The organism is Parazoarcus communis SWub3 = DSM 12120 (assembly GCF_003226565.1).
Taxonomy (GTDB): Bacteria; Pseudomonadota; Gammaproteobacteria; order Burkholderiales; family Rhodocyclaceae; genus Parazoarcus; species Parazoarcus communis.
This window is the reverse complement of the sequence record NZ_QKOE01000001.1, coordinates 553,438-565,199: the sequence shown is the minus strand read 5'-3', so window position 1 is coordinate 565,199 and position 11,762 is coordinate 553,438. Positions and strand designations below refer to the sequence as shown.

General features: G+C 60.5%; 12 protein-coding genes. 2 read left to right on the top strand and 10 right to left on the bottom strand.

From position 1 onward, the window contains the following. From DNK49_RS02615 to infA, 5 genes are all read right to left on the bottom strand, one after another. The gene (locus DNK49_RS02615; RefSeq protein ID WP_110522740.1) at nucleotides 1-1,287 is read right to left on the bottom strand and encodes a TIGR03862 family flavoprotein; all 1,287 of its coding nucleotides are present in this window, start codon (nucleotides 1,285-1,287) and stop codon (nucleotides 1-3) included. Continuing rightward, entirely contained in the window at nucleotides 1,277-1,708 is a 432-nt protein-coding gene (locus DNK49_RS02610) for an acyl-CoA thioesterase (protein ID WP_110522739.1), read from the bottom strand. Before DNK49_RS02610 ends, DNK49_RS02615 begins: the two co-directional genes overlap by 11 nt. A 135-nt stretch (nucleotides 1,709-1,843) precedes the next feature. After that, the gene (gene lysM, locus DNK49_RS02605) at nucleotides 1,844-2,347 is read right to left on the bottom strand and encodes a peptidoglycan-binding protein LysM (protein ID WP_110522738.1); all 504 of its coding nucleotides are present in this window, start codon (nucleotides 2,345-2,347) and stop codon (nucleotides 1,844-1,846) included. Nucleotides 2,348-2,445: 98 nt separating this feature from the next. Further along, complete coding sequence (locus DNK49_RS02600) at nucleotides 2,446-2,925, bottom strand: YaiI/YqxD family protein (protein WP_110522973.1); 480 nt, start codon at nucleotides 2,923-2,925, stop codon at nucleotides 2,446-2,448. 97 nt (nucleotides 2,926-3,022) lie between these two features. Further along, nucleotides 3,023-3,292 carry a translation initiation factor IF-1 gene (gene infA / locus DNK49_RS02595; RefSeq protein WP_110522737.1) on the bottom strand — a complete coding sequence of 90 codons (270 nt, stop codon included), beginning with the start codon at nucleotides 3,290-3,292 and terminating at the stop codon, nucleotides 3,023-3,025. Between the two features lie 940 nt (nucleotides 3,293-4,232). On the opposite strand from infA, the gene DNK49_RS02590 reads away from it, so the two are divergent. Next, nucleotides 4,233-4,490: a helix-turn-helix transcriptional regulator gene (locus tag DNK49_RS02590; protein ID WP_133255075.1), complete on the top strand. Its 258-nt coding sequence runs from the start codon at nucleotides 4,233-4,235 to the stop codon at nucleotides 4,488-4,490. Between the two features lie 161 nt (nucleotides 4,491-4,651). On the opposite strand, the gene DNK49_RS02585 is transcribed toward DNK49_RS02590, so the two are convergent. The 5 genes from DNK49_RS02585 to DNK49_RS02560 all read right to left on the bottom strand — a co-directional run bounded on the left by DNK49_RS02585 (nucleotide 4,652) and on the right by DNK49_RS02560 (nucleotide 10,926). After that, complete coding sequence (locus DNK49_RS02585) at nucleotides 4,652-5,347, bottom strand: hypothetical protein (protein ID WP_110522735.1); 696 nt, start codon at nucleotides 5,345-5,347, stop codon at nucleotides 4,652-4,654. A 199-nt stretch (nucleotides 5,348-5,546) separates the two neighbouring features. After that, nucleotides 5,547-6,608 carry a hypothetical protein gene (locus tag DNK49_RS02580; protein WP_110522734.1) on the bottom strand — a complete coding sequence of 354 codons (1,062 nt, stop codon included), beginning with the start codon at nucleotides 6,606-6,608 and terminating at the stop codon, nucleotides 5,547-5,549. A 278-nt stretch (nucleotides 6,609-6,886) separates the two neighbouring features. Then, the gene (locus tag DNK49_RS02575) at nucleotides 6,887-7,501 is read right to left on the bottom strand and encodes a hypothetical protein (RefSeq protein WP_110522733.1); all 615 of its coding nucleotides are present in this window, start codon (nucleotides 7,499-7,501) and stop codon (nucleotides 6,887-6,889) included. A gap of 1,606 nt (nucleotides 7,502-9,107) precedes the next feature. Next, the gene (gene repC, locus DNK49_RS02565; RefSeq protein ID WP_168952946.1) at nucleotides 9,108-10,028 is read right to left on the bottom strand and encodes a replication protein C, IncQ-type; all 921 of its coding nucleotides are present in this window, start codon (nucleotides 10,026-10,028) and stop codon (nucleotides 9,108-9,110) included. Beyond that, complete coding sequence (locus tag DNK49_RS02560; protein WP_110522730.1) at nucleotides 10,021-10,926, bottom strand: AAA family ATPase; 906 nt, start codon at nucleotides 10,924-10,926, stop codon at nucleotides 10,021-10,023. The genes repC and DNK49_RS02560 overlap by 8 nt, the downstream gene beginning before the upstream one ends. A gap of 383 nt (nucleotides 10,927-11,309) precedes the next feature. Between DNK49_RS02560 and DNK49_RS02550 the strand changes: the two genes are divergently transcribed. Then, complete coding sequence (locus DNK49_RS02550; protein ID WP_110522728.1) at nucleotides 11,310-11,717, top strand: hypothetical protein; 408 nt, start codon at nucleotides 11,310-11,312, stop codon at nucleotides 11,715-11,717. Nucleotides 11,718-11,762: the final 45 nt, after the last annotated feature.

The window sequence follows — 11,762 nt, the reverse complement described above, 5'->3', positions numbered from 1 at the left end:
TCAGCGGGCGTCCAGGGTTTGCAGCCAGTTCATGACACCGTGCCCTGCGACCAGTCCGCTGGCGAAGCAGGCGGTCAGCAGGTAGCCACCGGTTGGCGCTTCCCAGTCCAGCATCTCTCCGGCGCAAAACACGCCGGGAAGGTCATTGAGCATCAGGTGGCGGTTCATCGTCTCGAAGCGCACCCCGCCGGCAGTGCTGATTGCTTCGTCGATCGGGCGTGGTGCGCTCAGCTTGATGGGTAGCGCCTTGATGCCTGCCGCCAGTCGTGCAGGGTCGCCAAGGATGTCGGCAGGCAGGCACTCGCGCAGCAGGCCGAGCTTGACGCCTTTGAGTCCCGTCTGACTCTGAATGTGGCTGGACAGCGAGCGGCTGCCCCGAGGGCGGCACAGATCTGCAGACAGGCGTTCCAGGCTGCGTGCAGGGGTCAGGTCCAGCGTCAATACGGCGTGACCTTGTGTGCGGATTGAGTCGCGCAGCGGCGCCGACAAGGCATAGATCAGCCCACCCTCGATACCGGTGGCGTCGATCATGCATTCTCCGCTGCGTTCATGGCGCCGGCCCGCAGGGTCGGTCACCATGGCGCGAACCGATTTGACCGGTTGGCCGGCAAAACGCTCGCGGAAATGGGCGCTCCAGCCGGGGGTGTGGTTGGCGCTGTCGATGCGCTCGAAGCCACAGTTGGCAGGCTGCAGGTCCGCAACATCGATGCCGAGCGCCCGTAGCGGGCCGACCCAGGCGCCGTCCGAACCCAGACGGGCCCAGCTGCCTCCGCCCATGGCCAGGATGACGGCCCGGGCGTGCACGTGTTGTTCGCCATCCGGACTTGAAAAGCGCAGGCACTGTTGCGAAGAACGGGTGTACTGCGTCCAGCCCAGCCAACGATGTCGCACGTGGATGCGAACCCCCTGCTTGCGCAGCCGGCTCAGCCAGGCGCGCAGCAGCGGAGCGGCTTTCATCTCGGTCGGGAACACGCGGCCTGAGCTGCCGACAAAGGTTTTCACGCCGAGCGAGGCTGCCCACGCGCGCAGGGCGTCCGGGCCAAAGACGTCGAGCAAGGGAGCGATTTCGGTGGCGCGCTCGCCGTAGCGCGACTTGAACGCGTCGACGGGTTCGCTGTGGGTCAGGTTGAGCCCGCCGCGCCCGGCCAGAAGCAGCTTGCGTCCGACCGAAGGCATGGCATCGTAGAGCGCAACCGGCAGTCCTTGCGCGGACAGCACCTCGGCGGCAATCAGGCCGGATGGTCCGCCGCCGACGATGACAACGGGCAGATCGACTTCAAGTGGCATCGACAAAGCGCTGGCGGAAGACTTCGGGGACCGGCGCAATACGGCGGGCCTGGTAGTCGAAGAACACAATGCCGGTCTTGCCGCGGGCAATCTCTCGACCGCTGTCGCGTTCGCGCATCCGCCACATCAGATCGCAACCGTATTTGTTGAAGTCCTGCGGTGCGATCTCGACGATGACGGTTTCACCGTGAAAGGCTTCGGACAGATATTGAAGGGCGGCATCCGAGACGATGACGCCGCGACCGTCTACGTCGAGTTCCTTGTGACCCATGGAGGCAAAGAAGCGGCAGCGCGCTTCGGAAACCAGGGTCAGCAGCAGGGCGTTGTCGAGGTGGCCTGCCGCGTTCATGTGACTCAGGTAAAGCGTCAGTTCGGTCGAGAACGGAAAGGCGTCGGGAAGTTCGATCTGAATGCGGGGCATGGGTAGGTCTGATTGCGGTGGGCGGGCTGCAGCGTAGCGCGCCGGAATGCCGAGTTCAAGCCATGCCCTTGCCGAGAGCCGTTTGTGTCGGCGACAGTGACGTCAGGAGGATGACAATGTCGCCGCGGCAAGTACTCAGGCCTGAGGTGGAATGCGCAGGACCTGACCGGGGTAGATCTTGTCGGGGTGGCTGAGCATGGGCTTGTTGGCTTCGAAGATCGCCATGTACTTGTTGGCGTTGCCATAGTGAGCTTTGGCGATGGCAGACAGGGTGTCGCCACGCACTACGGTATGGAACTTTGCTTCGGGTTCAGCCTTGAGCACCGTCATCTGGTCCTCAACCTGCGAGACGCCCTGGACGTTGCCTGCGGCAAGCAGGATGCGTTCTTTGGTGGCCTGATCGGGGGCACTGCCGCCAACCGTCACCGTGCCCGAGGCGCCTTCGAAGCGGATCGTCAGGTCAGGTGTGGCCAGCTTCAGTGCATCGATGTAGTTGCGGATCGCTTCGGCGGCCTTGGTGTTGGCCAATGCGGTACTTTCTGGTGTCGGTGCCTTTGCGGCGGCGTCCTGGGCGGCCTTGGCTTCGCCACTACCAAACAGCTTCTCGCCAGCATCCTTGATGAAACTGAACAAACCCATTTTTCTGCTCCCCTTTGACTTGAAGGCTGATGACGTGTCGACATTGCTCCGACGGTGAATATTGGCACAAATTGATCAGCAGGGGCGGGGTGTGTGAGTCAGTGTGACGATTCGGGAGGCTTGGGGCGTCGTCGTGCTGCGGCCAGCAGAAGTTTGTCGAGCTGGCGCGCGAAGGCTTGACGGTCTGCCTGACCGAATGCGGGCGGGCCACCGGTGTCGACGCCGGTGCTGCGCAGGGTGTCCATGAAGTTGCGCATGTCGAGCAGCTGGCGGATGTTCTCCTTGCCATAGCATTCCCCGCGCGGGCTCAAGGCTTGCGCATCGCGCTCGACCACCGCGGCTGCCAGCGGGATGTCGGCTGTGATCACCAGGTCGCCTGGCTGGACGCGGTCGGCGATGTACTTGTCGGCCTCATCGAAACCGCCCGGCACCTGGATCATGCGGATCGTGGGTGAAGAGGGGGTGCGCAGGAACTGGTTGGCAACCAGGGTGAGTGGCAGGCCGGTGCGTGCTGCTGCACGGAACAGCATGTCCTTGATGACGGCAGGGCAGGCATCGGCATCCACCCAGATATGCATCGTGTTCATGGCGGGTGTTTCCACTTCGTATCCAGGAAAAGCAGCAGCCCCTGCCTGTAAGGGCAAGGGCTGCAGGTCATGCGTCCGGAGCTGGTGCTTAGCGGCGGCGGGCGGCGGGCGGCGGGGGCGAGCTGCCATCGCCGCGGCCCGGCAGGTGACGGAAGGTGATCCGTCCCTTGCTGAGGTCGTAAGGCGACATTTCGAGTGAAACGTTGTCGCCGGCGATGATGCGGATGTGGTGCTTGCGCATCTTGCCACCGGAGTAAGCGATCAGGGTGTGACCGTTGTCGAGGGTGACGCGATAGCGTCCGTCGGGCAGGACTTCGGTAACCGAGCCGTGCATTTCAATCAATTCTTCCTTGGCCATTTTCGGGCTCCTGATAAGTGTGCCGGTTGCCCCGTTGGCCGGGGCTGAGCCGGGTCTCGCCGCTGCCTTGACGGGCTGCATGTCAAGATCTGCCGGACCTGCACTGTGCAGACAGGCCAATCAGATCCGGCTGAGCGAGCATCTGTGTAATCGGTGACGACCCCGGTGCAACAGGGGGCGGGCAGGGTAGTGATGGTATTGCCACCCCGCACTGGGGCGATCGATGATGCATGATCGCAACGGTGTTGCTTGCCGGGCCTGTTCGGCGCGCAAGCTTGGGTCCGGATGGTTGCTGGGTCGGCCGATTGCACCGCACAGGCTGCTCGGGGGCCGGATGTGGACCGAAAACCGGGCGAACAGCAAGAAACAAAAATAGCCAGACCGATGTCCAGCTATCTCTTGATGATTCGGGTGGGTGCCGCGATGGACGCTGCGACCGGGAAACGAGAGTGTGACAGCCTGTGACGCCGGGTAGCCGGCAAATATAAATTTTTCACCGTTGGCTACAACGCCCAATAGTATAGCGGGTTGACTTGCCTTGATTCAAGGCGCCAGCAGGATTGTGGTAATAAAAACAAAAAGGGCTGGAGATCAACTCCAACCCTTTGATTTTCGTGGTAGGCCGTGCGGGATTCGAACCTGCGACCAACGGATTAAAAGTCGTTAAACCAATAATCTGACAGGCGAAGACGAAAGCAATTCATCTGAAAAAACAGCGCCTTACCCGTGTTCGTCCGCGGTAGTCCGTAACCAACCGAAAACCCGTCTGCCTCCCAATCTGCCTCCAGGTGACCAACGGATTCTTCGAACGGACACAGTCAAACACAACCGCAGATTATCCACAGTTGGCCCGACTCGGTCAACAGAGCCTAGGGCTGCTTCAGGGATAAAACAGCATGGCTATCCATTGATGTCTATCAACCCGACACAAGAGGTCATCATGGAAGTCATGAACAAGCAAGCAGTCGCAGCCTACCTCGGTATCTCCGAGCGGACCCTGGAAAACCTGGTGAAGTCACGTAAATTGCCCGAACCGGTGAGGCTCGGCAAACAAGCGTTCTGGGCGGAGGAGGTTGTACATCGGTATCGAGCCGGACTGTTTGAGAAGCAACTGCAGTTCAACCCGGTATTGGGGCTCAGAATGCCAGTCGGCACTCGCCTGGCACAGAAGAGACGGAGCGAAGGTGTTGCGGCCTGATTGAGCAGGAAACAATCTGATTGCACTTGAGATGGGCTTCGGGGGGCGTGTGACCTCCAGAGCCCATCTTTGCGCGGGGTTTACGGAGAAACTCACGACAAAGGGGCCAGGGTGTGTCACGCGATGGGCCAGATTGCATCTTCGGACCAGGAGCGTGGGACTCATCGAGCCACAGATGTCAGCGTCATCAGGTGACTGAACGTGGTGCCCGAGTTGGGCAGTCGTTGCACATATCGCTGTCTGTTGCTCAGCGCTGGCACCGTCACCCCGTCGGGCCGGCGGCGCTTCCACTCCACACGAAAAAGCGTCTTCACCTTTTTCACTTGCTCACGCACTCCAGCAAAGCCGGGCGTCGCATGAATCGACGCGATGAACTGCTGCACCTCGAAGTCATTTCCTTTTCTGCAAACTTCGAGTGCGCGCAGGCGCCAACCTTCGTACGCCTCGTTCGTCAGCCGCCATGTCCAGGCGGCGCGGTCGCTACCGGTGCGAGGTCTTTGCAACAATTCATAGTCGCCAAGCGTCAGGCGCGAGTCTCGGGCGAAGGCATCCTGTAGCTTCTCCAAGCTGCGGGCCGCATGCGGCCCGGGTGTGACAAGCAGGCAGAATACGATAGTGTCTGTATGCGGCTTCCACAGGAGCAGGTCTGCGGACGCGAGTCCGCTCGCACGCTCGCGCAGCTTCTGATTGCGATGCAAATGGACGTTGTAGAGCCGCGCGAACTTCGCCACGAGGGCTTTCGCGCGGTCCAGTCGGACCTCGCCCACGGCATACCAGCGGTAGCCACGGCGGACCTGGTCCGCGATTCTTTGCATGAAAACGGTCTTGCGGTCGAAAACCAGGGGGTCGTAACGCATCTCTCGCTCCTGAAAATGGGCCTCACGGTGCGTGCGCAAACAAGCGAAGCGCTCCGCGAAGCGGGTTTCAGGCGTATAGCGACAGCGAAACGTGCGAGAGCATATAGGTTTCCAAAAAGGCGACAGCCAAATAACAAACGCACGGCAGAGCCGTGCGTTTGTTCGCCTGAGGCACCATCAATGAGGAAGGCGAGTCTGTTCAAGCAGCAAGACGTTGTTCCCGGCGATGGCGTCGGACAGCCTGCATCACCGCAAGACGCACCTCAACGAGGGGGTAGCGCGAGAAAGCCTCGAGTGCCTCGGAAAGCGGAACTGCGCTTCGCAGGGGGTCGATGCCGACGCGCTCGCACCAGTTGAGGATTCCCGCCTCGCAACTGCCTGAACTGCGGGCGTCGTTCAGACTGACCATGCAGTCGTGCCGACTGTAGCGTTTGATAAATGCAGCCACGTCCATATCCAGCGCGGATTGTATGGTCCGTCGAGGTTGCCCCGTTTGGGCAAGCTTGCGCCGCAGTCCTGCCAGCGCCTTTGCTGCAGTATCCGCGTGGTGGGTCATCTCCCCCTTTCGGGCGATGAATCCGTGCTCGGTGATGACTGAATAGCCTTTGCCCTGACGCGCCCAGATGGCTTTGAAGAGCTTGACCTCGGGCATGCCGGAAGCGATTTCACACGCATCCAGGGTCATCAAACCATCCAGTTCAGCGAGATTGCTTCGAAGGATTCGTGTCATCCATCGCACCGGAAGCGTAACCTCGTGGTGGTCTTCGTTCGCTCTCCACTCCTTGAACCGGCCACGATAGGTATCCCAGTTCGCCCCGATGGAGACGGTGTATCCAACTTTCTCCCAGGCGTCAGTGAGTTTGACCGTGAAGGTTGTACCGCCTGCCGCGCCGGAACGGAACAGCGAAAAGGCAACGTCCTCCACCTGGCGTCGACGGTATTCAACCAGCCGGCTAGCGGGGGTTCCGGCGGGAAGCACGACCGGTTGTTGCGAAGCCTTTCGTGCCCTTGTCGGCCAAGATTTCCCGGTGTGGGCGATATTCCTGCGTTTCTGACGATTCTTGCGCTGGGTCTCGTGTTCCTCACGATTGTTGAGTACGGCCTCGACGTACTCGTCTCGACCGGGTAGGCCTGCTTCGCGAATCGCTGTCCGGATTGCTTTCTTTGTATCGAGCGCCTCGTTGGCAGCCAAAAGGTGAAGGATTCGGGTGATGCCGGTAGCAGCGATGTTGTTGCGTTGACTGGTACGAACTTTAGACATGATTGACCTCGCGGTTTGGTTGGTTGCGAGGCGTCTAGGAAGTCCGTTTATATTTTTCAGGGGCTCCTTCGATTTGTTACAATATGTTACATATGGCCTTGTGACATGAACATTTCGCATACGGACGAAGCGAGTGCTGCCGAGGACAAATCAGGATGGACGTCCGGTATTAGGCGGGTTTCGAACGGGCGACAGCCCCACAACGAAAAAACGCCTGCCAGGGGCGGGCGTTTCACACTTCTGTGTCCGGTCCCCCGGAGACACCGGAGGGCAGATGGTCAGGACCTGTGCCGGAGGATGTATTCGAGCGCACGTGCGTACGCTTCGTTGATGAAGAGGTTGTAGCCGTGTGCCCGACTGCCTACGAAGACCTTGCCGACTGCCGGGCAGATACGATGGGCCGCGGAGGCATGGGCTGTGCCCCACAGAAGCTTGAGCGCATGGCGCGCGGGAACACTTTGATGTTGAAACGCGATGCCTTTGACACGCCAACAAACCTCACGGGTCACCGACCATGGAAGACCGAGCGGTCCCATGAACGCGTCGAGCAGGTCCTCAGCCTCGTGTCCTGCATGGTGAAGCTCATACTCGAAGTGGGCAATGCGAAGTGAGCCGAGTTCGGTCAGTACAGACAGGTCGGGGACCGGAATACTGTCCGCGAGTGCGCGCGAGAGCGGGGCGATGTCGCAGTCGTCGAGGTTGTTCTTCCCATTGAGATGTCGAAACCCGCTTTCGATTCGCTGATGAAAGCGGCTGATGGCAATGTCGATGAGGGGGTGTGTGCCTCCGCTATCGAGATTGACGGTTTCGACCCGACTGGCCCGTGGCAGCCCAGGCTGAATGACGAATGTTGCAAGGTGTGTTGAGTTTTGGGTGTCGGATGGTTGCGGCATGTTGGCGCTCCTCGGCGATTTGGAGCTTCGTTTAGGCCGCGGTTTTATATGCGGATGACGATTCGTCGTCTGCGGAACGAGGTCAGCTACCTACGGATAGCACGCGGGCTGTGCTGCCGCAAAGCCAACATCCGTCGTTCCTCCTGCTTCAAAGTCAGTTCGACACACATCGACTCCGTTGTCTGTGACGGTTTGCCGCAGGCACCGCTTCACGTGGCTATACGTGACGACACTCGTGTACTGCTAACACGAGCTGGACGACCTGCCAACACAGAACCGTGTCGGGGGCCGCCAGCCCCGCGACACGATTGCCACAAGCCGGATGGCTTGATACCTCCAGTTGCCAGCTGGAGCAGACTGCGGCAGCTGCTTGCTCTTAATCGAGCTCGAGCACGCAATAGGCCAGAGTGATTTCTGGTCTCGCAACGGGGCGCTTCGGGCTGCAATGCCCGATTCGACCCCAATCAAGAAGAGAGATGGGTTTGGGCGACGTGGACATGTGGCTGTCGGGAGGAAATGCCCGACAGGCCTGTCATAGAGAACGTGGGTAACCAGTCCCACCTCGGGGCTGCTCGAAAGGGTAGAACCGGGAGGCGCCGTGGTCAGGTGAGGCCGCCGTAATGCGGCAGGGGTATGAGCGAGAGTGGAGTACCCAGGCGCGGCGGGCGCAAGCTCGCAGCCTTCCTGATAGCTGAAGCGGATAAGGGCTCCGAAGAGGAGTCTTGCTGGGTGTGATGCATGTGGGCGGCCAGGGGCCGTTTAAGCCAGTGTTGATGAGCGCTATCGAGCGTACCGGAGCCGTCCTGGAAACCTGGGCCCGGAAAAACCTGCTCCTGCGTTACGCGGGAGGGGTGAGTGGGGAGACCCCGCAGAGCATTCGATGGCGTGAGACAGCATGCTAAGCACAAAACTCTATGACTAACACGGGAAACACCGATTCCGGCGCATTGGCAATGCGCGTCAACGGAAGGTGTGGGAGACCGACTGAGTAGCGATAGCACCTGAAGGTGTGAGTCGAGCCCTACTTGCTGACTGGCTGATGAGTGAGTCAGGGCGAAAGGTCGGAGCAGTCGAAGGTGGCAATTTTTCACCGTGGCAGGTGATGTCGTGATGATTTCCGGCGATGAGGTGGCACTCATTGTCGGCCCGCCTGGCAGCGGGGTTACAAGGCAGTAGAGCGTGCGGTCGCAGGTCTTGCTGACGCCGTTCATTGAGTCGCCCCCGGTTTTCCCCGGGGGCTTTTTGTTGCACGGATTCTGGTTCAACCTTGCGGACTCAAAGTGCTTCGCTGGTGGTGGTGAGGATAACGCCAGTAAATTGCCACGATGGACGCGGCGGTGACCGAGGATAGTCCGGAATTTCAACGTTGAAACCGCGGCCAAACGATGCCCCACCTCTTCCTGTGGATGGAGGTAACAGCGGTAACGGGCACAGCGATTTCAACGTTGAAATCGTCGATTCCCTGCCAGGCGACGAAGCGAATGGCCAAGAGCCCTGCCATCTGGAAGGAAGGGGCTGCGGCCGCAGCATCAAGCGCGGCGCAAGCCCTTAGTTTAGAAATAGTAGAGATGCCGCTCTGGCCCGCAAACTCAAGCTGCACAAGGGTTCAGGCGAGGGCGCCTGTCGTCGATATTCCGAAGGGCTGTCGCCGCTTTTCCGAGGATGTGGCGTTGTCGGTGCGCTTGCTCGACCCACGGCGGATGCGATAGACACGTTTGCCGTCCCTGCCAGGCGTCACCGAGACATCCCACCCAGCCAGACCGCCCAGCGCGCTGAGTGCTGAGCGTAGCTTGGCGAAGCGGTTCCTCTGCGTGCTGCCTTCGGCGTTGATGCCCCACACCATCCTTTCCAGGCTCTCCACGCGAAAGCGCAACTCCCGGCCCTCGCGTATCTGGGCAGATAGGCGAGCGTGCAGTGCCTGGGCTGTATGGGTGGGCAAGGCAAGCCGCTCGGACAGGCTGACTTGGCAGTAATGCACGCCTTGAATCGCCGCAGCCAGTCTCCGATTCACCGCAACCGCAACTTGACCGTCCTCGCAGACCATCCAGGAGATAAGTCGGGATGAGCCTTCCAGGCGACCCTGACGCAGCCACAAGGTTACTTCGACCAGTCGCTTCAACATGGCCTTGACCTGTCGGATGGCGGCGCCACCAGTGTCGTGGCCGCACGCCCGACACAGTGCCGCAAAGCTGGTGAAGAGCACCCGCGTGTCGCCTGACAGTTCGCTCCCACTCGCAGCCAGTCCAGCCCAAAGCGCTTTTCCGACATCGCTACCAGTGCTCGGTGCCAGGATTGCGCTTGCTTCGAATAGCCCATGGTCGTTACTGAGCTTCTCCAGAATCGCTAGAAGCAGGGTCTCCTCGGGAATCCCCAATGCGTCGGGGCCGCGCCAATGCAGTTCGACGCTCCCGTGCTGGGTCCGGACGTCAAGCTTCTGCCGTTGCCCGGCCTTGAGCGCGGGCAGGGGTCGGAAAAGCGGCGACATTCCGGTGGCGGGGTCATGTTTGACGATGCGCCGCTCAGACATAAGGGGCCTCCCGCGATATCGAGCTGCGCTTCCTGCCAGTTCTGGTAGTGAGCCTGTCCGGCTTGTCAGGCTCGAAGCTGCCATCGGGTGTGCGCCGAAGCAGTAGTTCCGGCAACGGCGGGCCGTAGTTCGATTTGCTGAGCAGGAGCCGAACGTAACCTGCCCGGTCGTCGTAGGCGATACCGTGCCGTTTGGCTGCCTCAACGCTTAGCGGTAGCAGGTTCGCTTGCCAGCGCACGCCATCGGTCAGCGCGCTCGACCCCCGTGCTGCCTGTTGCACCTCGCCGAACTCGGCAGTGGCCGCGGACTTGTTCATGTGATGCGCACACAGCACGGTCGCCCTTGCCCGAGCGGCCAGGACTTCGAGCTTTTGCACGAGACGGGTCATGTCGGCGGAGCTGTTCTCGTCACCATCATGGAAGCGTCGAATCGGGTCGAGAACGATGAGGTCTGACCCGGCTGTCAGAGATACGAGCTCGTCGAACAGCGTCGTGTCGTCCGAGTTGCAGATGTTCGTGTCGAGGCCCCCAGCGGGCACGATGACGAGACGTTCCATCAGCTGCTCAACTGAAAACGCATCCGGTTCGGCCGCTTGCCCTGCAACGTCTCCAAGTGCCGCTACATGGTCGTGCAGCCGACAGGCCATCACGGCTGCATGTTCCTCAGCCAACATCAGCGATACTTTCCGTGGTGGCTGTGCCGGGAAATGACCGCCGAGCAGGGGCTGACCAAGTGCCAGCTCGATACCCAGTTGAAGCAGAAAATTCGTTTTTCCAACACCACCCGGCCCGGCAAGGAGTCCGACGCTACCCTTCAGCAGGTTCGGTAGGACAAACTCGAGTTCGGGGCGTGGTGCAGCAAGAATTGCATTGAGATTGAGGCGAGGCCACGTCTTCATACGACCTCCTTATGTGGGAGGATGCAGGCCTTCAGCCAAGCGTCGGCATCCTCTACCCGCCACCGTAAGAGGCGGGTACCTGGGATGTGCAGTCGGGGCGGTACCGCCAGCGGGTTGCGCCTGAGGTCCTTCTTGATAGTTTCGGGGCTTCTGCCGAGCAGGTCGGCGAGGTCATTTAGGTCCAGTAGTTTCAGTTCATTCATTTTGTGCTCCGTTGATTTGCGGGAGCACGCGCGGCTACAAACCAGCACGTGCCTTCACGAGCCACAAGGAGTGGCTTGCTGGTGTAGGGCGAGGTTTTATCCGTATGCGTGGACGGTCAGGCCGTCTGCTGCTGTAACAGGTCGCTATACGGTTCATCGACAACCGCAGGAGCTACCGAAATGCAAATCCGAACCCGCAAGAACACCTTGACGCTCATCCGCATCAAGTACGACCCGACCATCAAGCGCGGTCGCTCAATCTGCCTTGGGTCGCTACCAATAAGCGCCGAATCCATCCCGCCTGACGTCGACGCGAAGCTGACAGAAAAGGAAAGAGCCAAGCTCAACGCGGTTCTTGCCGGGCACCGTGCAACGCGGGAGATTGAACTGCAGGAAATCGCCGCCAGGATGCTGCCGCTGACTATCCACCGGGCGGCGCTCTGGTATGAACGTCAGCAGCGCTCACCCGAACTCGCCCGCCTGGCGCAGACAAGTCGCGACCGGTTCTCGGAGCTCCTCGCAGCGATGGTGCGTGCGGGGGTGGGCAGGACCCGCAATCGCAGGAAGAAGTCGTCTGTCGCCGAGTAATCATCTTCATGTCGCTATACGAGTTGCAGGAATGGCCCTGCATTA

Bases quoted from the DNA above. Each gene is read 5' to 3' on its own strand.
- DNK49_RS02550 (WP_110522728.1), top strand. From the start codon at position 11,310: ATGCAAATCCGAACCCGCAAGAACACCTTGACGCTCATCCGCATCAAG.
- repC (WP_168952946.1), bottom strand. From the start codon at position 10,028: ATGTCTGAGCGGCGCATCGTCAAACATGACCCCGCCACCGGAATGTCG.
- DNK49_RS02615 (WP_110522740.1), bottom strand. From the start codon at position 1,287: ATGCCACTTGAAGTCGATCTGCCCGTTGTCATCGTCGGCGGCGGACCA.
- DNK49_RS02610 (WP_110522739.1), bottom strand. From the start codon at position 1,708: ATGCCCCGCATTCAGATCGAACTTCCCGACGCCTTTCCGTTCTCGACC.
- DNK49_RS02580 (WP_110522734.1), bottom strand. From the start codon at position 6,608: ATGTCTAAAGTTCGTACCAGTCAACGCAACAACATCGCTGCTACCGGC.
- DNK49_RS02600 (WP_110522973.1), bottom strand. From the start codon at position 2,925: ATGCATATCTGGGTGGATGCCGATGCCTGCCCTGCCGTCATCAAGGAC.
- DNK49_RS02585 (WP_110522735.1), bottom strand. From the start codon at position 5,347: ATGCGTTACGACCCCCTGGTTTTCGACCGCAAGACCGTTTTCATGCAA.
- DNK49_RS02560 (WP_110522730.1), bottom strand. From the start codon at position 10,926: ATGAAGACGTGGCCTCGCCTCAATCTCAATGCAATTCTTGCTGCACCA.
- lysM (WP_110522738.1), bottom strand. From the start codon at position 2,347: ATGGGTTTGTTCAGTTTCATCAAGGATGCTGGCGAGAAGCTGTTTGGT.
- DNK49_RS02575 (WP_110522733.1), bottom strand. From the start codon at position 7,501: ATGCCGCAACCATCCGACACCCAAAACTCAACACACCTTGCAACATTC.
- DNK49_RS02590 (WP_133255075.1), top strand. From the start codon at position 4,233: ATGGAAGTCATGAACAAGCAAGCAGTCGCAGCCTACCTCGGTATCTCC.
- infA (WP_110522737.1), bottom strand. From the start codon at position 3,292: ATGGCCAAGGAAGAATTGATTGAAATGCACGGCTCGGTTACCGAAGTC.